The sequence below is a fragment of the Sulfurospirillum sp. genome (assembly GCF_036802865.1).
GTDB lineage: Bacteria > Campylobacterota > Campylobacteria > Campylobacterales > Sulfurospirillaceae > Sulfurospirillum.
Genome location: NZ_DAIRVK010000002.1, coordinates 217,209 through 239,384, shown reverse-complemented (window position 1 = coordinate 239,384; position 22,176 = coordinate 217,209). Strand labels below are relative to the sequence as shown.

General features: G+C 37.3%; 21 protein-coding genes and 1 other RNA gene. 6 read left to right on the top strand and 16 right to left on the bottom strand.

Features of this window, described 5'->3' with window-relative positions:
• Positions 1-171: 171 nt before the first annotated feature.
• Both V7Q04_RS05590 and V7Q04_RS05585 read left to right on the top strand, forming a co-directional pair.
• Positions 172-2,004, top strand: coding sequence for an ABC-F family ATP-binding cassette domain-containing protein (locus V7Q04_RS05590; RefSeq protein WP_333803942.1), 1,833 nt, complete (start codon positions 172-174; stop codon positions 2,002-2,004).
• Between the two features lie 31 nt (positions 2,005-2,035).
• Positions 2,036-2,335: a hypothetical protein gene (locus V7Q04_RS05585; RefSeq protein WP_333803941.1), complete on the top strand. Its 300-nt coding sequence runs from the start codon at positions 2,036-2,038 to the stop codon at positions 2,333-2,335.
• A 6-nt stretch (positions 2,336-2,341) separates the two neighbouring features.
• On the opposite strand, the gene V7Q04_RS05580 is transcribed toward V7Q04_RS05585, so the two are convergent.
• The 3 genes from V7Q04_RS05580 to V7Q04_RS05570 all read right to left on the bottom strand — a co-directional run bounded on the left by V7Q04_RS05580 (position 2,342) and on the right by V7Q04_RS05570 (position 6,001).
• Positions 2,342-3,082 (bottom strand): MBL fold metallo-hydrolase, encoded by a 741-nt coding sequence (locus tag V7Q04_RS05580; protein ID WP_333803940.1) that lies wholly within the window; start codon positions 3,080-3,082, stop codon positions 2,342-2,344.
• Between the two features lie 9 nt (positions 3,083-3,091).
• A complete protein-coding gene (locus V7Q04_RS05575; RefSeq protein ID WP_333803939.1) occupies positions 3,092-4,195 on the bottom strand; it encodes a methyl-accepting chemotaxis protein in 1,104 nt (367 codons plus the stop codon).
• Between the two features lie 198 nt (positions 4,196-4,393).
• Positions 4,394-6,001 (bottom strand): methyl-accepting chemotaxis protein, encoded by a 1,608-nt coding sequence (locus V7Q04_RS05570; RefSeq protein WP_333803938.1) that lies wholly within the window; start codon positions 5,999-6,001, stop codon positions 4,394-4,396.
• Between the two features lie 286 nt (positions 6,002-6,287).
• On the opposite strand from V7Q04_RS05570, the gene V7Q04_RS05565 reads away from it, so the two are divergent.
• Positions 6,288-6,578, top strand: a complete 291-nt coding sequence (locus tag V7Q04_RS05565) for a helix-turn-helix domain-containing protein (RefSeq protein ID WP_333803937.1) — start codon at positions 6,288-6,290, stop codon at positions 6,576-6,578.
• A 41-nt stretch (positions 6,579-6,619) separates the two neighbouring features.
• On the opposite strand, the gene V7Q04_RS05560 is transcribed toward V7Q04_RS05565, so the two are convergent.
• The 13 genes from V7Q04_RS05560 to V7Q04_RS05500 all read right to left on the bottom strand — a co-directional run bounded on the left by V7Q04_RS05560 (position 6,620) and on the right by V7Q04_RS05500 (position 19,920).
• Entirely contained in the window at positions 6,620-7,135 is a 516-nt protein-coding gene (locus V7Q04_RS05560) for a ferritin-like domain-containing protein (protein WP_333803936.1), read from the bottom strand.
• Positions 7,136-7,210: 75 nt separating this feature from the next.
• A complete protein-coding gene (gene thiM, locus V7Q04_RS05555) occupies positions 7,211-8,014 on the bottom strand; it encodes a hydroxyethylthiazole kinase (protein WP_333803935.1) in 804 nt (267 codons plus the stop codon).
• Positions 7,993-9,204 (bottom strand): putative hydroxymethylpyrimidine transporter CytX, encoded by a 1,212-nt coding sequence (cytX, locus tag V7Q04_RS05550; protein ID WP_333803934.1) that lies wholly within the window; start codon positions 9,202-9,204, stop codon positions 7,993-7,995. The genes thiM and cytX overlap by 22 nt, the downstream gene beginning before the upstream one ends.
• The gene (thiD, locus tag V7Q04_RS05545; protein ID WP_333803933.1) at positions 9,201-10,004 is read right to left on the bottom strand and encodes a bifunctional hydroxymethylpyrimidine kinase/phosphomethylpyrimidine kinase; all 804 of its coding nucleotides are present in this window, start codon (positions 10,002-10,004) and stop codon (positions 9,201-9,203) included. The genes cytX and thiD overlap by 4 nt, the downstream gene beginning before the upstream one ends.
• Before the next feature lie 65 nt (positions 10,005-10,069).
• Positions 10,070-10,297: a hypothetical protein gene (locus tag V7Q04_RS05540; protein ID WP_333803932.1), complete on the bottom strand. Its 228-nt coding sequence runs from the start codon at positions 10,295-10,297 to the stop codon at positions 10,070-10,072.
• A 199-nt stretch (positions 10,298-10,496) separates the two neighbouring features.
• Positions 10,497-12,497, bottom strand: a complete 2,001-nt coding sequence (locus V7Q04_RS05535) for an EAL domain-containing protein (protein ID WP_333803931.1) — start codon at positions 12,495-12,497, stop codon at positions 10,497-10,499.
• 19 nt (positions 12,498-12,516) lie between these two features.
• Positions 12,517-14,022: a sensor histidine kinase gene (locus V7Q04_RS05530; RefSeq protein ID WP_333803930.1), complete on the bottom strand. Its 1,506-nt coding sequence runs from the start codon at positions 14,020-14,022 to the stop codon at positions 12,517-12,519.
• Positions 13,970-14,383 carry a hypothetical protein gene (locus V7Q04_RS05525; protein WP_333803929.1) on the bottom strand — a complete coding sequence of 138 codons (414 nt, stop codon included), beginning with the start codon at positions 14,381-14,383 and terminating at the stop codon, positions 13,970-13,972. The genes V7Q04_RS05530 and V7Q04_RS05525 overlap by 53 nt, the downstream gene beginning before the upstream one ends.
• On the bottom strand, positions 14,371-16,248 hold the full coding sequence (locus V7Q04_RS05520) for a hypothetical protein (RefSeq protein ID WP_333803928.1): 1,878 nt from the start codon (positions 16,246-16,248) through the stop codon (positions 14,371-14,373). The genes V7Q04_RS05525 and V7Q04_RS05520 overlap by 13 nt, the downstream gene beginning before the upstream one ends.
• 168 nt (positions 16,249-16,416) lie before the next feature.
• Complete coding sequence (locus tag V7Q04_RS05515; RefSeq protein ID WP_333803927.1) at positions 16,417-17,595, bottom strand: cation:proton antiporter; 1,179 nt, start codon at positions 17,593-17,595, stop codon at positions 16,417-16,419.
• Positions 17,596-17,621: 26 nt separating this feature from the next.
• Positions 17,622-17,977: RNase P RNA component class A (rnpB, locus tag V7Q04_RS05510), an RNA gene on the bottom strand.
• Between the two features lie 12 nt (positions 17,978-17,989).
• Positions 17,990-19,075, bottom strand: a complete 1,086-nt coding sequence (truD, locus tag V7Q04_RS05505) for a tRNA pseudouridine(13) synthase TruD (protein ID WP_333803926.1) — start codon at positions 19,073-19,075, stop codon at positions 17,990-17,992.
• A 17-nt stretch (positions 19,076-19,092) separates the two neighbouring features.
• Entirely contained in the window at positions 19,093-19,920 is an 828-nt protein-coding gene (locus V7Q04_RS05500; RefSeq protein WP_333803925.1) for a thiamine-phosphate kinase, read from the bottom strand.
• A gap of 192 nt (positions 19,921-20,112) precedes the next feature.
• Between V7Q04_RS05500 and V7Q04_RS05495 the strand changes: the two genes are divergently transcribed.
• From V7Q04_RS05495 to V7Q04_RS05485, 3 genes are all read left to right on the top strand, one after another.
• The gene (locus V7Q04_RS05495; RefSeq protein WP_333803924.1) at positions 20,113-20,790 is read left to right on the top strand and encodes a DUF5644 domain-containing protein; all 678 of its coding nucleotides are present in this window, start codon (positions 20,113-20,115) and stop codon (positions 20,788-20,790) included.
• Positions 20,791-20,799: 9 nt separating this feature from the next.
• Positions 20,800-21,645, top strand: a complete 846-nt coding sequence (locus tag V7Q04_RS05490; RefSeq protein ID WP_333803923.1) for an HdrB C-terminal domain-containing protein — start codon at positions 20,800-20,802, stop codon at positions 21,643-21,645.
• A gap of 134 nt (positions 21,646-21,779) precedes the next feature.
• Entirely contained in the window at positions 21,780-22,172 is a 393-nt protein-coding gene (locus tag V7Q04_RS05485; RefSeq protein WP_333803922.1) for a class II SORL domain-containing protein, read from the top strand.
• Positions 22,173-22,176 lie beyond the last annotated feature (4 nt).

Sequence of the window (22,176 nt, the reverse complement as noted above, 5' to 3'; positions counted from 1 at the left end):
CTTTTGGCGCTTTTAAAGCTACAATAACCGGATATAGTGCTAAAGATTTCCACGTTTTGAACTCTTTTAGAAAGTTTTTCTTAGCACTTTAATCAAGTTCTTGCATAACTTTTTTTATAATAACACGGCCTTATTGAGGCTAAAAATTTTTACATATAATGAGTTTTCCTTATGATTCAAGTCACAAATCTTTCTAAACACTTTGGGGCACAAACCCTTTTTGAAAACATTAGTTTTACCCTTGCAAAAGGCAATAAAATAGGCTTTGTCGGGCGCAATGGCTCAGGTAAATCAACCCTCTTCAAAATCTTATTAAAAGAAGAAGAGCACGATGAGGGCGATATTCTCATTCCAAAAAACTATACGATTGGTACGCTTGCTCAACATATTAAATTTACCCATAAAACAGTACGTGAAGAGTGTGCCTCGGCCTTGCATGGCGATGAAGCGTTTGATCTTTACAAAATTGAAAAGATGCTTTTTGGACTTGGTTTTAGTGCTGAAGATTTAGATAAAGATCCGATGAGTTTTTCAGGCGGTTATCAAATTCGTATCAATTTGGTCAAACTCCTTGCTACCAATCCATCGCTTTTACTTCTGGATGAACCAACCAACTACCTTGATATTGTCTCTATGCGCTGGCTAAAAACCTTCCTTCGAGAGTTTAAAGGTGAAATTATTCTTATCACGCACGATCGTGACTTTATGGACGCAGTAACAACCCACACAATGGGGCTTAGACGCAAAAGCTTGATGATCATTGAAGGCAATAGCACAAAATACTATTCCAAGCTACAAGAAGATGATGAACGATACCTAAAAACCAAAATCAACCTTGATAAAAAACGTGCTGAACTTGAAGACTTTGTAACACGCCAAAAAGCACGCGCTTCAAAAGCTGTGATGGCACAAAGCAAAGCCAAACAGCTCGAAAAAATGGGAGAGATGGATGATCTGGAAGTAGAGAACAATCTTTCGTTTGATTTTAACTACAAAAAAACACCTGCAAAGATTATCGTTGATGCTCAAAATATTGGCTTTGGATATGATCCAAGCAAACCTCTTTTTCAAAACCTCTCGTTTAAACTTGAAAAGGGAAAATGCTTAGCAATCATTGGTAAAAATGGCAAAGGAAAATCAACCCTTCTCAATGTTTTAGCGGGCGAATTACCTTTACAACAAGGAACACTCAACTTTCACCCTGAAACGGCTTTTGCACATTTTGGGCAAACGAACATTCAAAGACTCAATCATAAAAACAACATTATAGATGAGATTTACGAAGTCGATCCTTTACTTGGCATCACGCGTGTTCGGGCTATTTGTGGCGGTATGATGTTTAGCGGGAAAATGGCTGAAAAAGAGATTAGTATCCTCTCAGGAGGTGAGCGTAGCCGTGTTATGCTTGGGAAAATCATCGCGACACCTGCAAATCTTCTCTTTTTGGATGAACCAACAAACCACCTTGACATGTACTCCATTGACTCGCTTTCCGAAGCAATCAAAAATTTTGAAGGCTCCACCATTCTTGTCACCCACTCTGAAATGATGCTAAAAACTCTCGCCGATGCTCTTATTATTTTTCACCATGATAAAGCTGAATTTTTTGATGGAAACTATGATGAATTTTTAGAAAAAATCGGTTGGGAAGAAGAAGTTGATAATACCCCTAAAAAAGCCATTTCAAATGATTATAACGAGAGCAAAAAACTTCGTAGTAAACTGATTCAAGAAAGAAGTCATAAACTCTCTCCTCTTAAAAAACAGATAGAACAGTGTGAAGCGAAGATTTTGAAACTTGAAGAGGGAATGAAAACAAAAAATGAAGCCTTAATTGCGTGCTCTTCAGGTAATGATATCGGTGAACTTCAACGACTTTCCAAAGAACTCAAAGCAGATGAAGAAACACTCGAAAAACTGTATGAACAATTTGAAACATTGCATGTAACCCATGATGAGCTCTTCGAATCTTATGAAATGCAATTGAAAAACATCCAAAATTAGTGTAGAATTTCGAAAAAAGCAAAGGTAAAGTATGCGTGACTTGAAAGAACTCCTTCTTGAAAACGGTTGTTCGAGTGAATTTATCCTCGATGCGATGCGTTATGAACACCTCTTCACAGGAGATGTCGATGCATTTCTCGACAAAGTTGAAGATATTTTAATGAACGAAGATGACTATGAAGAGGATTTAGAGGACGAAGACTTTGATGAAGATGAAGAAAATGATCCAATCTATCAAAGCGACTATAACTATGATGGCAACGAAGACAACATCTACTTTGAAGAAGAAGATAGTGAAGAAGGTTTTGAAGATGATGAGGATGAAGAGTAAACCTCTTCACACCTCGATACGAAATCCCTTGTCAATATAAGGGTATTTCAAACTTTTACTGCTTTTATAAAGTGGTAAAAGTGTTTGACAACTTGCATGAATAAAATAGCCATTTTTAGGGCTAATTTGATCAATATACTCTCTTGCACTCTCCCAATTTAAATGCTTTTTCGACTCAAAAGATGGCGAATAAGCCGCATCTATAAAAAGATGATCTATCGTTTGACTTTGCAAATAAGCAAGTGATGCAGCAGGGATGCTTGCACAATCTGTCAAATACGCTACAACATTGTTCTTTGTAAAGAAAACATAGCCATGCGTAAGCTTTGAATGAATTAAGGGCACAGCAACAATTTTAATGCCTTCAATTTCAATAGATTCAAAAGGCTCAAGTACTTGATAATTTATCGAATCTTTATGCATAAAAAGATCACCAAAGCCTTGCGTATCATCGGGAATATAACAGTTAATACCATCGACTGATTTGCGTAAGCGAATTAAGCCCAAACAATGATCGGCATGAAAATGTGTGAGAAAAACCGCTCGAATACGTGTGGTATTAAACCTGTCACACACCGTATCATACCCTGCATCAAAGAGTATGACACTGCCATCATCTAACTCCAAAAATGCACTGGTAGAACGGTTGTTTATGCCCTTTGTTCTGGCTTCTTCACAAATCATACAATGGCATTGATGCCGTGGAATTCCGCCTGTATCTGCTGTTCCTAAAAACTCAAACTTCAAGTACGATTCCTATGAATTTTGTTTTTTTTCTTGCAACATTTGATTGAGTAAACCAAAGAGTTTTTTAGAAGACTCTTCCGCTGTTGCAAAGTGGTTTATGACGATATTAATATCATTTAAACAGGTTCCTTCTCGAACGCATTTAATCGCTTGATTGATCTCACCATGTACGATTTTATGGGGTTCTTCTAAAGCTTTAAACGCTGTTGTTGCACTAAAATTCTCTTTACCGACACCTGCATACCATTTTCCTAAACGGCAATTGGTATGGTCACTTAACTCTTTATGCTCTTTATCAAAAACAGAGCCGTATCCAGAAACTTTAAAGAGAACATGGTCAAGTTTTGCAAGTGCAGTAAAGACTTCAAAACTAATATTTTGAGAGTCATTTTGAATGGTAGTTGCACTGTTTTGTAAGACGTCAAATTCGATTTTAAAGTTTTCGATGTGCTGATTTGATTCGACAGCAACAGATTCCACTTCTTCGTTTTGTTTAAACATTAAGTTGGCATTTTGTTTGAGAACGTTGATGTTCATTTCCACTTCGGCAGTCGCTTTTTGTGTACGTTCTGCAAGTTTGCGGACTTCATCAGCAACAACAGCAAAACCGCGTCCATGCTCACCCGCACGGGCTGCTTCGATGGCTGCATTCAGCGCTAATAAATTGGTTTGGTCTGAAATATCTTTAATAAGGTTGATAACACTAGCAATTTCATCAACACTACGGTGTAAATTTTCAGCCATCTGGCGCGACTCCACAGCAGAGTGAGAAATCTGTGAAAGTGAGGTTAACAGGCTATTTGAGATGGCATTAAGACTTGTAATGCTCTCCACGGTTGTTCCGCTGATTTGGACAATCTCTTTGGAAGCTTCTAAGTTTTGTTCGATGTCATGTTGAATCTCTTTAACACTGTTACCACATCCACCAAGCATTGTATTAATCAGTTCTGTTTTTAAGCGATTTTCGCTGAGTGTCATTTGTGTATCTGACTCCGCTTGAAGTAGCATTTCTAACTTCTTTTGTAAATGTTCGTTTTCTTCCTTAAGGCGTGTGTTCTCCTGAGTGAGTTGTTCATTGCTCTCTTGCAATACTAGTTTGCTACGTCCAAACATTCCTGTGCCCTTTTTATAAAAATTTAACTGGAATTTTATCAAATCATTTCCCTAATATTCCTTATATTTTATAAATAACTTAGCATTATGAAGTTATTTAATCCACTAATGTGAAGATTTGGAACGATTTTTAAAGTATAGTAAGACGAGATTCCAATGGTTTTTAATTTTATAAAACCATTGGAACAATTATAGGAATTATTGGAATTGACTCAATTTTTGGTTAAGATTTTCAGCCAATTTAGAGAGATGATCTGCAGCACTGGCAATCTCTTCTACACTTCTAGCATTTTCACTGGTGATAGCGTTAATATTAGTCACAAGATCAACAATCTTATCCGTATCTTTGGCTATTTTATTGGAATTACTAGCACTAAGTGTGACAGATGCCACACTTTCTCCCATAACGCTGGTCGTTGAGATAATCGTCTCTTCAACCGTTGTAGAAACCGTTGCTAAGCGTCTAATATTTTGAGCATTTTTTGTCATTTTATCGGATGAATTAACAATGGACTGAACGATGATATTAATCGTTGCATTGATCTCATTTAAAGAAGATTGTGTGCGTTCTGCTAACTTACGAACTTCATCCGCTACAACGGCAAAGCCACGACCATGTTCACCCGCACGTGCGGCCTCAATAGCGGCATTAAGTGCAAGAAGATTGGTTTGGTCTGCAATGTCTGAAATAACGGTTAGAATTTGTTTCACTTGTTCCGCATCTTTACTCATTTGCTCTAATTGTTGTGCAAGGGCTGTCTCTTCTTCACTGGCAAGTTCTACTTCATCTTTCAGTTTAATGACTTCATTTTTAGCCGATTCCAGTTTATCTCCTGCTATGCCAATGCTTTTTTTCATAGACTCAGAAAGTACCGCAGTTTCTTGAACAAAGGTTTTAATTGCCACAATCTCTTCAATGGTATTGTTCACAATGGTGGTACTGTGTTCAGCATTTCTTCCTATTTGCATACTGGTGGTGCTAAGCTCATGCGATACAGAGGCATTCTCATTGGATGAATGTTTGACATCTTCAATGATGACTTCTAAGGTTGTTACCAAATCATTGAAGCTATTGACAATATCTTGTATTTCATTCTTTTTACCATAATTGATTCTAAATTTTAGGTTTTTAGTACTCACAAAGCCTGAAATACTATCGCGAATCAGGGAAACTCCATGCATAATGTTGTTACGGATGACAAAACTTAAAATAATAACTCCAAGAGCAACCAAGAGCGACAAGCCTATCATCATCGTTGTTGCACTATTCTTTTCTACTACAGCATTTTTGGAATCTTTATCGGCTAATTGTTGGTTGTATGACATATGCTCTTCAAGTGTTTGTGTCATATTTTGTGCAATTGTACGATTTGCTAGAATAAAATCGCGTGCTTCTTCTTTTTTATTTTGAGAAGAAATTTTCAGCAATTTTTCTATAAAGGCACTGTATTGCGTAAAATACTCTTTTTCTTTTGCATAAAGCTCTTTATCTTTTTCATCAGAAAGAAGTGCTTCATAACTCTTATATGTTTTTTCAAATTCAGCTTTATATTTTAAATATTTTTCATCAAGCTGTTTCATATGCTCTTTATCTGTAAAGGCAATATGTTCCCAAATTGTTAGACGAATACGATACATTGATTGTTGAAGATCTCCTATAAATAAGATACTTGGTAATGAGTTGATATTACATGTATTAGCTTTTTCATACACATTTTCCATCTTATTCATGCCAATGCTAAAGACAGCAATAATTCCCAAGATGGCAATGGCTAGCATGCTCATCAACTGTTTTGATATACTCATTCTATTTTCCCCTTTTTAAATTGTTAAATATAAATGGAATACTGATTTTGATAAGAGAATATGAAGTAAATTGTATAAGTTATGAAGTTTTTTCTCTGCATGAATGCCATCTCTTTACGGAAACAAAAAATTATCTTAAAATAACACCTGAATTTATACGCAATTATGTGAAAAATTACAGGAATATTAGGTTTAACATCATTAACTCTATCCTGATAGATTGTCAACTAAAGTATAACGGATTAAACTTGCTCAAACAATCTACAACAATAGAGCGTCAAGCCTTATGACAAAAGAATCTAGCAGTATTGATATGTTATCGATTGAATGTGATAAACATGAAATTGAGATTTTTCACAGAAAATTGGGACGAAAAGTTCAATGCTTACGACAAGAGAAAGGTCTGAGCCAATTAGAACTTTCTTACTACATTGGATTTAAATCAACTTCTCTTATTGCGGGTGCAGAATCAGGCTATAAAAATATTAAATTTTCGATCGAACATCTTTATAAAATTGCTAAAGTACTTGATATTAATGTAAAAGAATTTTTTGAAGAGTCTGATGAGAAAGTATAGATGATTCAACATGATATAAACCAACTATACCTACTCTTCTTTTATTGCATTGATTTTTTAAGATCACTGATAAATTCAGTGATGTCATCGTGCAAGTTTTGAAGGTCTTCTTCATGCATAACTTCATCCGCCAATATTTGAGACACCATGTCATACGTGACGATGTCTTTGTTCCGAGTGAGATCGACGATATTAGAATACGTCGCAATAGCACACTGCTCACCTTTAATAGCATCTTTTAAAACTGCGACGACATCAAAATCATTAGGAGCATCGTAACCACAGTTTGTCTGTTTGAGCCAATCGGAAGGATGAAGTAGTGGTGAGCCACCAAGCTGGATGATTCGATCTGCTACCATTGTCGCATGACGAAGCTCATCCGCAGCATGTTGGACAAGTTCTGCAATCGCTGCATCTTTCATCAATCCTTTAACAACTTTAGACTCAATAAAGTACTGATAATACGCCAACCATTCATCCGCATATGCACGATTGAGGGTGGTGATGATCTCTTGAACCTCAATCCCTTTGATAATGGAATTTCCAACTCTTGCCATGCTTGACTCCTTTGATTTTATATGAAGAAATCTTACAAGCAAAAAACTAAAATATATATTAAATAATAATTTTTATTATTTAATGAGGCTTATCTTACCTCTTTGAATAACAGTGTCAGCATTCATTTGACTAATGGCATCCATCAGTGAAGTATGAAAAGTGCCCATACCTTTGCTTTTGTCGGCAATTTCACCAGCAATGGACATTGTCAAAATGGCTGCAATGGCACTTCCAAGTGCATTTTTTGAAGCACCTAAAAAACTGCCGATGAGCGACGTGCTCATGCACCCTGTTCCTGTAATGTTGGTCAAAGCGACATCGCCATTTTCAAGCGCGAAGCAAACAGTTCCATCAGAGACAATGTCAATTTTACCTGTAATGGCAATGACACAACCAAGCTTCTTAGCCAGTTTTTGAGCAATAAGTGAACCATCGCTCTCCTCTTCCAACGAATCAACACCAGCACTTTTTGCTTCAAGCCCAGCAATCGTTTTGATCTCTGCCATATTGCCTCTGATGATACTAAACGTCAAAGCTTCCATGAGCTTTTCGACACTTTCATGACGAAACGGTGTAGCACCCACGCCTACGGGATCTAGCACAAGAGGAATGCCTTTCGCATTTGCCGTTTTACCCGCTTCTAGCATTGCATCGATGGTTCGCTCATTGGCAGTACCAATGTTCAAAACCAACGCATCACATATGCTTACCATTGCGCTTACTTCACGTACTTCATCTGCCATAATCGGCGATGCACCAATCGCTAAAACGACATTGGCACAGTCATTGACTGTCACATAATTAGTAATATGATGTATGAGCGCTTTTTTAGTCTCAAGTGACTCAAAAATAGCCTTTATTTGCTCTTTAATGTCCATGATGTCATAACCTTTTTAGTGATGATAAAAATAATGCTCGTTGCAAGCATCGTAGGAAGGGTTGAACCTAAAGAGAGGTCAAGCGTTATGAACTGATAGTACAACACTACACCTATTATCCATACTAAAAGTGAGCCGACATGTAACGCCAATGTGGGTTCTATCTGCTCTTTTTTAAAGATGAAATAATCGCTGAGTACAATGGCAAACAATGGTCCAAAAACTGAACCAATCGCATATAAAAAATTCTCATACTGCTCAACGGGAGTAAATAGAGCGACAACAAGACCAATAACTGCCATGACAAAGGCAATTTTACGTTCACTCATTTGTGGAAAAATATTGGTAAATGTAACACCCGCGGAGTATGCGTCTAAAAATGTAGTCGTAATGGTAGAGAGTAGGACAATTCCCAACGCGGCAAACCCTAAATTAAGCGCCATCATCATCGTCCCCACACTTGCATCTTGGGCATACAACGCAATGGCTAGCCCCAGAGCATACATCAAAGAGCTACCGATAAAATAGCCCGTAAAACTTCCTAGAAGTCCACTTTTTTTAGTGTGAGCAAAGCGTGTATAATCTGAAATTAAGGGTAACCACGAAAGTGGCATAATGACACTCAGTTCTAATGCAGAGCCAAAGCTCATTTCACCCGTTGGCTTTACTTGAAAAATACTTCCTTCTTGAAAAACAACACCACATAAAACCAATGTGAGCGCAAAAAGAAGTACGACTGCTATGACGTTGAGCTTTTGAAAACCAACTTTCCCAAGCCAAATCCAAAGTCCTATAAAAATGCCGATGGCAATCGCCCATGTATTGAGGCTATCAAATCCAAACAAGCTAATACCCAATTCATTAGCCGCACGACCACCAGAGATGATCATTACTGCTGTCCAACCAATGAGCTGAAGCACATTGAGTAGTGAAAAAAGGTATGAACCATAACGACCAAAGGAGATACGCGTTGACATGATGGCAGGAAGCTTACTTTTGGCGCCGATGTAGCCACCCAAAATGAGTATAACACCACCAATGAAATGACCTAAAAGAATTGCTTTTAAGCCCTCACTAAAGCCTAAAGGTGCTAAAAGACCCCCTGTAAATATCTCCGCCATCGAAACAGCGGCACCAAACCAAAGAGTGAAAAGGCCAAAACCACTTAACTTTGTTTTTTCTTCCATCATAACTCAATTCCTGCTTTCGTGTAAAGTTCATAAAAATGGTGTACGGGTCCCACTCCACGACCAAGAACAAAACCATGTTTGATCGCTTCAGTGATATACGCTTTTGCAGCCTCAACAGCCTCTTTCACACTCATTCCTTTGGCAAGATTAGCGGCAATGGCTGAAGAGAGTGTACAGCCTGTTCCATGCGTGTTAATAGTCTCTAAACGCTTAGAGTGCAATAGATAAAATTGTGATCCATCGTACAGTACATCGGTAGCGTCATTTTCCAAATGTCCACCTTTCACTAGCACATATTTACAGCCTAATGTGTGCAAATCAAGTGCAGCTTTTTTCATAAGCTCAATCGTATCAATGGTATACCCTACAATGACTTCCGCTTCAGGAAGATTAGGAGTGATAAGCGTTGCCATCGGTAAAAGAATTTCGATGAGTGCTTTTTTGGCTTCAGGCTGCAAAAGGTCATACCCACTTTTAGAAATCATCACAGGGTCAATGACAAGCGGGGGTAAGGAGTATTTTTTAAGCGTCTGTGCGATAATTTCGATTGTTTCAGGTCTGGAGACCATCCCAATTTTGACTGCATCCACGCGAATGTCATCAAAAATGGCTTCGATTTGGTGTGCAATCACAGAAGGATTAATGTCTTGAACATCAAAAACGCCTTGCGTATTTTGCGCTGTAATTGCGGTTATAACGCTCATGCCATACGTGCCATTGGCACTAAAAGCTTTAAGATCGGCTTGAATGCCCGCTCCGCCACAGCTGTCTGAGCCTGCTATGGTTAAACAATGTTTCATATATTTTCCTCGAAAATAAGTTAAATTGCGTTTACATGTAAAAAGAATGAAGGTCGTGAGAGGAATTAAAAAGGAGGATGTGTGTTGGTTTGATTGAGCTTTCCTACGCTGGCATTACCCAGATCAGGTAGATACCAAGCGCATCTATCTATCACGTCAATAGAACTTTTTAAAAATTGTGTTTGGTAGGCAAAGATGCGCAACCTTGCTAAGTGCAAGGCAAGTATCTTTAACGCCCCAAAGATAATTTTAAAAAAGTTCCCGTAGGGCTTGTCAATCACACGGCGCCTCATCTCGTTAACACCTTTGAGTGTAGTAGAACTACACTTGCAAAGTGTCGCCTCATGAAACTTGGTGCTTGACAAGCTATTGACGCGATAGATAGATGTGCTTGGTATAAGGATCAAAGAATCACCATTCTTTATCTCAGCTGGTTTACCAGCCCTCCTAGCACGAACTATTAAAGACAATTGTACTCTGATTTATAGGTTTTTACAAGCCTTCAACACCTTTATATTCTTCCAATAATTTTGGTTTGCTAAAATAATATCCTTGTGAATAATCAACACCCAAATCACAGAGAATAGTAAAAATTGTCTCATTTTCAACAAACTCTGCAACGGTTTTAATACCATGTTCATTCGCAAAACCAACAATCGTTTTGACAATCGAGATAGAGTAATCATCGGTCGCAATATTTTTAATCAAGCTACCATCAATCTTAATAATATCGGGCTCATAATCAAGCAATCTCTCAAAATTAGAGTATCCACTGCCAAAATCATCAATAGCAATTGAAACGCCACACGCTTTAACCTCTTTAATAAACTGTTTGATGGTCTCAAATTCTTTAACATTGGCATCTTCTAAAAGCTCAAATGTAATACGGTGGGCATGTTCTTTATGAACGTCCAAAAGACTAATGAGTTTTTTACGTGTTACTTTTTCCTCAATATCAACGGCAGAAAGGTTGATCGTGATACCCGCTTCCGTTTGGTAAAGCGCTTGAAATGAGTTGTCTAAAACTCTTTGCGTAATTTGAGTGTAGTAACGCCCTTTTTTAGAAATATCCAAGAAGTCGGAGGGAAACCACAAGTTATGATGATCATCCACTAACCTTACTAAGGATTCGAATTTGGTAATTTTACGTGTTTTGTTGTCAATAATAGGTTGAAAATACGAGACAATACCTGAAGAACTCAGTGCTTTTTTAACCGCAACAATGATTCCCATATTGACCTGCGCTTGTGCTTGCATTTCTAAAATCAAGTCCGTAGCTACGATAAAATTGATCTTGGAGCGTTCCGCTTTTTTGATACCAAAATGGGCACTTTGATAAGGCTCTTTACCACCATAAGCTAAACTTGCTAGCAAAGAGACACTGTACTCAATCTCATTGAGATGAATGGTAGATGTTTCGACATTTTTCAAGAGTTCTTTAATTTTTTGAGCTAACATATCCACACTGAGGGGGCATTTATTTTTGTCAATCGCTAAGGCATACTCTCCAAAACCTAAGGTATAAATTTTCCCAAAAGGACACTCTTTGGTAATTCCATCTAAGAGCTTTTCACCTAATGTTAACTCTAAAAGCTCAACCAAATTAGTGCTGTAAAAATCTTCTACGGTTGAAAAATCTTCAATTTTCAAAAGAACAACAACCGCTTCTTTGGTACTGTTAATATAATCAAAAAGCTGTTTTTTGGGATTCATGACTTCGGTTATATCATTGTAAAGTGCTATATACTCAATCACTTCACCTTGAGGATTTAAAATAGGCTTAATGGCCGTTTTGATGTAGTAGCTACTACCATTTTTACAACGATTTTTGATAATTCCTTGCCACATCTCACCATTGCTGATTGTCTCCCAAAGCTCTTTAAAAAGTTGTTGTGGGGTGTCTTTATGACGAACAATGTTATGTTTTTGACCAATAATTTCATTGCGAGAAAATCCAGAAATGGTACAAAAAGCATCATTGACATAGGTAATAATCCCTTCTTTATCGGTTTTAGAGACAATCGCACTTTTATCGGTCACTTCAACGTATTGTGTTAAGAGCGTTTGTAATTTATCGTGTTCCGATCTTAGCTGGATCTTTTCAATAACTTTTCCTAAAACTTCCATAAACTGCCCTATTTCAACGGGTTTTAATAAGTACCCTTCAACACCCAAACGAATACTCTCGATGAAATAGTGTGTTTCGTTGTAGGCAGAGAGAATTAAAATAGGTGTTTGCGGACTCATTTCGCGAATCAACTCCACCATCTCAAAACCATTGATTGTTGGCATATTTATATCAGTGATAATCAAATCGACATGGTTCTGTTTAAATTTTTCCAATCCATCTTCGCCATCAACAGCTTCAATGACCCGACCAAAAAATTCTTCAAAAATCAACATTGAACCTGCACGTGCACCAATATTGTCTTCGATATACAACAGTGTTAAATTGCGAGCATCAGCAATACATTTTTTAAATACAGATTCCATTATTATCCTTTTCAAGCATTTAACGTGGTAATATTACCGTAAAAACAGCGCCTACTGAACTGTTTGATACGCATAAACTTCCACCACAATGCTCCTCTATGATTTTTTGACTCATATAAAGTCCTAGTCCAGTACCATCTTTTTGTGTCTTCGTACTAAAATAAGGATCAAAAATGCGCGCAAGAATTCCCTCTGGAATTCCTCCCCCATTATCACTTACTTCTAAAATAAGATTGGTTTCATTTTTGAATGTTCTCATTTTTATCCATGGGTTTTCTATCTTGTTTTCGACTAAAATATCTTCAGCATTTTTGACTAAATTGAGTAAAACCTGCATGAGTTCATTGGCATAGGTTTGTAAAGGTTCGTTGGATTGAAAATCCATCACCAATGCAATTTTTTTATTTTCCAGCGTTACATGAATAATGCCCAAAACCTTCTCAATGACCTCTTCCAACGTAACTTCTTGTTTCTCTTTACTTGTTTTAAAAAACTGCCTAAAATCATCTATCGTTTGACTGAGATACTGTGAATAACGGTTGACATCACTCAACTTTTCACTGAACAAAGTCTCATCAAATTTTTTCAGTGTAAGCTTTAAATTTAATCCTTGCACCGTTGCGCTAATAGCACTCAAAGGCTGTCGCCACTGATGTGCAATCATATTGATCATTTCACCCATGGACGCAAGCCTTGATTGATGAATCAACTGTTGATCTTTTTGCCTATTTTTTTCAACTTCATCTGCAATGCGCTCTTCCAAAGTAAGATTAAGCTCTTCCAGAGCCTTTTGTGCTTCTAATTTCTCACTCTCTCTTTTTTTATCAAATTGAATAACAATCGTCATAATAATAAAAATAAAGAATAAAAAAGGAACGATTATTTTAAGAAAAAATTCAAGTCCATTAAGCGATGAAACCACTTTTTGATAATGCTCTTTTGAAAAATCGAGTGCTAAAATAGCAATATGTCCATCTTTTTGAACGATAGGATATAAAAAGGTTGCCCAAAGCGAATCTATGTTCTCTTCTTGATAAATAACCTTAGGTTCACGAAAGCGCATAACATCATACCAATCAACATTTTCTGGCTCAAAAAGTTCCTCAAATTGAAACTTATCACTCTTCTCTTTTCCTCCATCAAGCAAAACTCGAAATAAAATAGAATTTTCATTGGTTTTATCCACAATAAAAATATTTTTAATTTTGTGTGTTTGAAAAGTAGAGAGAAAATTCTCTAATGCATCTTTGAGTTTAGAATCTTCCGATAAAGCTTTATGAAGGTTTGTCGAATTATTGCTTGTTACAATATAACGTGAAATATTGCTCGCGATCTCTTCAACTTCTTCGACACCTGTACGCTCAAAACTCGTCACAATATCGTTTTTGGTTTGCGTAAAGAAAAGATACAGTAAAAGCGTTGTCACAAAAAGAACGATGGTGACAAAAATAAACAGACGTGCAAAGGTTATTTTACTGAACATAGCGAACCAACTCAGGCGGTAATACAATTTCAAAACGTTCACATCGTTCTTCGTTAAAACGCAACTGTGGACGACCTTTTCGCCAATAAAAAGCCCCTATCACATGTTCATCTTTTTGAAAAATCTCATAATCCGTTGAAAAACGAGGAAGAGTTTTACACGATGCAGGTAAAGTTTCAAAGTTACTGCCATAAACGATATCAGCATGAGAGCATTGTTGTACAAGGTTGGTAAAAGTACTTCCTTGCAATGTTATCGAAGGCTCATGTTCGTAAATGACAACAGAAACATTTTTTATGGAGATAAGTTTGAGTACCTTAACAATAAGCTCTTGTTCAGGCGTCTCAGCAAAACTCATTGAAAGAAATAATCCCCACACATATAAAAGCTTTAAAAGAGCCATTCAACCCCTAACATCACGATTCGCTCTTGAATAGGAATTTTCAATGATTCTAAAGATGACATTGTCGAAAAATCAAACCGCGATATAGACTGTTTTTCAGCTTTGTTAAGTAAGTTTTGACCTTTAAGTGAAAGAATAAAGTTATCACTCATATGATAGCGCACTCCCAATGTTAGATCATAGCCTGTGTCATCGTAGTATTCACTCCTTGTTACGAACATCTCTTCAAAAAAATCAAATTTACGGTAACGGTTTTGGTTACGAAGTACCACTTGATGATTTCTAAACTCTTTATGATAGCCAGAATGATCGATCTGTTTGTATCGGTACGCTACCATAATTTTATCCAACGTCGCATAGTGGTAAGTATACTGAAGGTAAGAATTTAAATGTGTTGTCGTCCCTTTTGCTGTATCGACGCGTAAATCTGCGTTGACATAAGGACTATTATCGATCCACGCATAACTCACAAAAAGCTCATAAAGGGATGGACCTTCTTCGTATTTAAACTCTTGTGCAATAGAATCAAGTATTGTTTTTTCAGGATAAGCTGACTTCATAAAAAACGAACCAATTAAATAAGGTTCAATATACCCCTCGGTATGAAATACAAAACTTTTGGAGGTCCATTGGTCATTGGTGTAGGTAATGCCAGCACGAAGCATCTGAACGTCATCTGTGCCATAACCACCATTATTATAAACTTGACTCGTTTGTGCGCCCAATGTACTGACTAAATTATCTGCAAACACATAACTATCTTCAACAAAAATAGAACCAACACCTTGTCTACTTAGCCCACTTTTAGGAATATCGACTCCATTCATTTGGATGAGATCAAAGTTGATTATTTTTTCACGATACTTAATGCCTGTTATGAGATGATGATCGCCGATTTGGGTATTGTATTTTAGCTCCGAAGAAAGTGCTGAACTATTGCTTTTATCCTCAAGGCTATAAATAGGGTTTCCTTTATAAAAAAACAACGGAGAATCTTTGTATTGCGTATGATCTTTTAAACCATCATATGCCATCGAAAACTTAAAATCATCAAGCGTTTTAGCATAGCCAATATGCACATCTTCCGCAGAGATTTTGGAGGTATCTAAACTCGCATCAGCACTTAGACCTATCCAACCGCCTTTGTCTGTTTTGGAAGCGTTGATGAGGATACTTTGTGTCTCATCTTTAATACTTGTCAAAACATTATAACGCTTTACATCACGGTTTAAATCATCTTTATTGGTTTCGTATTCCTTACGTTTATCGTATGAAGAAGAGATGCGTGCAAGATAGTCTGTTTCATTTTCCCTTCCAATGTACTGAACATTTTGCGTAGAACCACCACGGCTTGTCATCATACCCTTAATGCTTCCACCTTCATCTCTGTCTGCTTTTTTGGAAAAAATACGAATCAAGACAGAAGTGGGTTCGCTGGTATAGGCAAAAGAAGTTGAAAGAGTATACACTTCAATATGATCGGCAAACCCTAAATCTAAGTCTCCCAAAAGAGCCATACCACTACCATACATTGCCGTTGTAATCTCTTGATCATCAATAAAAATGCGTATGAGACTGGAAGCAAAAGGAATGGGTCCAAAGGTAAGAGGATCAGGCAATCCGTAACGACTCTCACGATACCCATCAAGGGTATATTTTAAAATATCTTTCAGGTATTTCACCTGCATCATATCAAGATCATTGCGGGTATAGATGGTTGAAAAGCCACTGTTTTCTAACTTGGTTTTTTCAGAAAGGTCATTTTTCTTTTCGAGCGTATTTAAAAGCCCTTCGATGGAACTCTCAGAAAAGGCATTGATGCTCAAACTAAGCACACCAGAAAAAACAAAAAGCCATTTTCGCATCAAAACTCCCGCCGTAAAACTCTTTAATTAAAATGTACTGTTTCATCCTATCATATTAATAATTAGTAAATAATTAGGTGATTGTGATGAAACAGTGTTTTACATAAAAAAGAGAACTAACTTCGGGAATAAATAGAGCAATGCAAAATAGCCTTTGGAATCAAAAAACTATATTTTTTCTTCTGTTTGACTATCAAAACGTTTGAACATAAACATCAAAAATTGAATCAATGTCATAATCACAATACCTTCCATCAAAGCTGCAACGATAAATGATGCATACTCTTCAGCATCAATAGCACCATTTTTAACCGCGATGGTTGCAATCGCAACTAAAAATGTCAGTGGCATCGAATCACCAAGACTAAAAAGAATGGTACTTCTCAGTCCTAAATAGCTGTAGTATGCAGCAAACGAACTTGCCATACGAGCGCCCACCATGGCAAGCACAATCCAGAGCGCATGGGTTAAGATATGCGTTGTAAAGACAAGTTTAAGATCAAGCGTCGTACCAACAAAGATGAAAAAGAGTGGTACTAAAAAACCAAATCCAAACATTGAAAGTTGATGCGGAAGCTCTTTTTTATGCGCAAAAAAGTTTGAGATAAAAATACCTGCTATGAATGCTCCCAAAACCATATCAATCTCAAGCCATTGCATCGTTGCAATCAGTACAAAAAAGAGCGCCATACTAAAACGCAAACTTTGTTGCATCGTATCGTTGTGAGGCATGATGATACGTTTAAGATTTGGATACCACCAAAAGACAATTTTGAGCAAGCGGTAAAGAAAATAGGATGAAAATAAAACGGCAATAAGCATTAAAATACTTTTCGTAAAATGCCAGCCCAAACCATGGGTAATTGCACCGTCAAAAATAACAAGTGCCCCAATACTAATAAGCTCACCAATAACACCAATAATTAAAGAGAGTTCTAACCATTTGTGGTTTCGCCCATGTTGATTAATGAGCGCCATAATCATACCCAGAGAAACGATAGGAATGGCTACGATATAGACAGGTGAAAGACCAAATACAATATAAAAAATAATGGAAATACTGTACAAACAAATAAAGTATAAAATAGCTTTTTTTAAAAAACGATCACGATAGTGTAAAAAACGTTGAATGTCGATTTCAAGACCTGCAAGAAACATCAGGTAAAAAAAGCCTATTTTAGCGAGGTTTCGAAAGACTTCATTGTCTACATGTAATAGCCCTATCCACACAGCAAACGAGCCTAATAAAATTTCAACTACAGGGGTTGGAATGCGGAAAAGACGTGAAATAATAGGAGAAATAACCATCAAAAGCACAACATGCGCTAAAAAGATAAGATTTTCCAAAAACATCCTTTTTTAGGGCTTTGTTGACAAAAGGTGTGGCGATAAGCCGGGTTCTGTCGTGGGTGATTATTTATCTACGATCTATCTTACGATAGACCTCTAGCGAAGGGTTTATCGTGTGTGAGACCAAAACCATCCCTTCTTGCTGCAGGTTGGGTTTACATAGCTGCCTTAATTACTTAAAGCACTGGTGGGCTCTTACCCCACCGTTTCACCTTTTCCATACGTCATCTCTTTTGCAAGAGCGACATAATGGTAGTTTACTCTCTGTTGCACTAATCCCTTAGGTTACCCTAGCCGTCCGTTAGACGGAACCATGTCTCACATGCAGCCCGGACTTTCCTCTTAAGAGAAACTCTCAAGCAATCACCTACCACACCTTTTGAAGCGTGGATTATAGCGTATCTTTTATTAGCTCTTCTATAATCACGGTCGCATAAGAGCCTTTAGGCAATGAAAAGTGCATTTCAAACCATGCCTCTTCCTCTTTATAGACACCTTCAACATCCTCTGCAAAGCTCCATGCAAAACGTCTGCTTCCATTGAGTTTGTTTAAAAAAGGTTCGCACTCTTCAAAAATTTGTTTTTCAATCACACCAGCTTCGTACTCTGCTCGAATGTTTTTGCCACCCAGCAACCAACCAGCGATGGTAATGCCATGCTCTAAAAAGCGTGGTAATTCTTCTTCTACATTTTCACAAATAAACGCTTTTCCAGCAGGATAATGATGCAACACATCACCATGCATCAACTTAAAAAATTGTGGCTGTTTTTTAAGGCTATCTACCATCTCTTTCGGTAAGTTGGTCGCACGTGTTGCATCAGACAAGTTAAACTCTTCAATCAAACGACTAAGTTCGATGCGTTTACTCAGCCAATTGTTAAAGAGATAGCTTTGATAGGCATTGATAAAAAACTCTTTCATCTTATGATTATGCTCTTTGCGTTTTCCCTCTAAGATTGCTTTACCTTTGACATAGTTGTCTCCATCAATACCAAAACGTTGATAGCCAAAAAAGTTTGGAAAGCCCTCTTTACTGATCTTTTTAAGCCCATCTTGGAGTTTTCTCGCATCGATCGGATTGATTTTTTTAAGGCGTACAAAAAAGCGGTTACCTTTGAGATGCCCTGTGCGAATTTTATTATTATGGTATGTTGTGTCGAGTATTTTGATTTTATCGTGTGTAAAATTAGCAAGTTTAGCTTCGAAATTTTTGTGCAGTGAAATGTACTGCGTCGTCATGCCATCTTTATCTTTAAGCCCTGCATAGCCAAAATCACGTACTTTACAACCTGTCACTTCGCTGAGATACTGCAACATATCCCATGTGGTCATATCTTTCTTTCGTATATGTAAAACCAAATGTTCACCCTCACCACTAAAAGGGTAAAGAGGAATTTCACTGACCACGAAGTCACTGCTATTTTTGGTAAACATCGCACTAATGGGCGAATGGGTGAGAAAAAATTGTCTAATCATAGATGTCCTTAAAATGGTTAAAAATGGTGTTCTTTACAACGGCAGGTAAAGCGCTTTCGTGCTATTTTTCCTACAATGGTAATCGGTGTACGTGTCTGCTTGGCTATGCGCTCTATCACCTTTTTCTTACGAGCCTCAAATGTGAAGAGCATCTCATACTCCTCTCCACTGCACAAGATTCTTTTGGGCATTTTATGCTTTACATGTAAGCCTAAACCACCGCTGGCATATAAGAGTCTTGAGAGGTCTTTGGAAAGCCCATCAGAGATGTCCATGCCCGCATGTAAATGTTTTGACGCCTTGAGAATAAAATCTGCTTTTAACGTTGGCTTCATAAAACGTGAATCTTTGCCAATGTACCCTCCTCGTAAAAGCCGAGTGAGTTCTTTATAAGACTTACCAAGTGTTCCGGTGAATGCTACAAAATCACCCACTTTAGCATTTTTACGGTAAAGCGCTTTACCTTGAAGTTCAGCAATAACACTGATAGAAATCATCAACTTTTCGCCAGCCGTCGTATCGCCCCCAATAATCTCCATGCCATACGACTTTGCAACGCTTTGAAAACCACTGCTGAGTTCTTGCAACTCATGGTAGGAAAAATTTCTAGGAATCACTACGCCAATCATTGCCCATTTGGGTTTTGCATTCATCGCAATGGCATCCGAAATGTTAACCAACATGCTTTTTTGCGCGATCTGGTTCAAGCTCATCCAAGAGCGTTTAAAGTGTATATCTTCACAAAAAAGGTCTTTCGAATAGACCTGATTGTTGTTCATAATAGCACCATCATCGCCAATGTGTTTGCTGGAAAATCCTGAGATAAAAAATGCCTCTTTTGACATGTTGTCCTACTGATTGAATTACTCTATTGTAAGATGTTGTGCATTAAGAAGCCATTAGACTCCCGTATCATCTCCAAACAACACTGAACACTTAGCCTAAAACAAGTGTTATAGTTAACTTTTAAGTAACAGAATCTTACAAGTAATCTTGCGCTAGAATAGATTAATACACCTAAAAAGGAGTCCTTAAATATGGAGTGTAAGCTCGAGCTAAGCGTCTTTCGCTTTGACGCTAAAACGGATTTTTTGCCTTATTATAAAAAACATTTTATTACGATTGATCGTAGCCTGAGTGTCAATGATCTTTTAGCCCGTATCCAAGCAGAAGATGGCAGTTTTGATTATCCAAAAGGTAAGTTAGCTGCATTAAAAATCAATGGAAAAGCACTTTTTAGTGATGTAAGCGTCGATGGCATCATCAACACCTTTGGAAAATCGCTCACACTAGAGCCTCTCAACACCAAGTATGTCACAAAAGATATGATTATTGATACCACTGATTTTTACAAAAATTTTGATTTACTCGAAACTTTGGTTGATGCGAAAGATAAAGCCTTATTTGAGCAGTATATTATCTATCACTACGCCTCAAGTGTGCTTGATTTTGTGCCTGATTTTCAAGGTGATGCGCTCTTTGCATTTGCTTATGACATGATGCACAAGTACCCTGAACATAAACGTGAAATTTTGAAAATTGTTTCCAATGAACACACGGGTCTATTTTTACATGTAAGACTGTGTAAGAAAATTTATCCTTGCGGTGCAGATGTCGAGAAAAAAATCACGGAACTGAAAAACGAAGTGATGAAACATCGACCTTTTACGAATGCCCTTGTTGAAAAATTTTCGCATCACATTGATCTTTTGTAAGGATAAGCCATGAAAAACTATTTTCTTTTTGATACCCTGATTCAGCGTGAAAAAACAGCCCCAATGATTTTGGCGGCTCGAAAACTGATTGAACTTCTAAACATTGATGCTCCCTCTTTTAAAGGGGCTAAAGCTGATCTTGGAAGTGAATTTATGGGGCTTGATCGCTTAAAATTTTTAGAGCATTATGCCTACAATTTAACCCTAGCAGCTGAACAAAAACGAGACATCATCTGTTTTGAACAAAGTTCTCTTGTCTCACATGCCCATACAAAAGAGATTCTTCTAAACGATAGTAATCTCAAATTTGAGATCGCACAGCGTTTAGCAAAACACCATTTAACCCTTAACTTAGAGGTCAATGTTATCTCTCTTGAGCAATTGCTTCTTGACGAAATGGGAGCTGAAAAACTATCTGTTTTACTCAAATACCCTTTTGTGAACTTCCAAACAGCCCTTTTCTTGGGTTCTAACGCGTGTCGTGCTAAAAAATACCGCAAAGAAGATCTTTTAACACAACTTCTTGATCTGATTAAACTCAAATGTGTTAAACATGCAAGCACCTATGAAAGTGATGGCTTTGAAGTCTATGATGCTTCGCCACTTTTGGCTAAAAAACTTGGAGCAAAATCCATGCTCGACATGTTTGACAATGCCGCAGATTTTGTTCTTGTGAGCGATGCTAGAAGTTTTATTATGTTTGATTTCTATCAAAAAGAACTTGAAAAAATTGCTGGACGCGAAATAAAACTTGGCGTTTTAAGCCTTGCGGAACTACTACTGCTTGCCTTTGGTGAAACCAATAAAAAAGTTATTGGTCTTGATCAACACAAAGTAGCGATCACACTTATCTAAAACTTCCTAAGGAGCAGCACACCCTCTGCTCCTTAAATCAATCTAAATAAGACTTATTTTATCTTCTTCTTAAGAGACATTTGTGTGAGATTTTAATATCATTTCAAAACTTAATATTAAAAAAGGAGTTATAAATGCCAAAAATCAATCGTTATGTTGATATTGACAGTGTTGAGAGAGAAGCACGAAAAGATTATATTGATAGACACTCTCCGTTTATTACCTGTGAGAAGGGTGCAAAACAAAATGCACCGTTTAAAGTAACTGTAAAAGTTGGTAATGCCTATACGCATCCAGATGATTTTGACCACTACATTGCAAATGTTCAACTTTATAATGGTGACGTTCTTTTAGCGCGCGCTGATTTTGTTTCTGGAACACTGGGTGGACAAGACAAAAAGGGACAAGCTGAAGTCACATTTACAATCGTTCCAACAGGTAAAAAACTAACACTTGTTGCTCAAAGCTACTGTACAAAACACGGTGTTTGGGAAAGCGATCCTGTTGAAGTAAGCGTCGAAGAATAGGCAG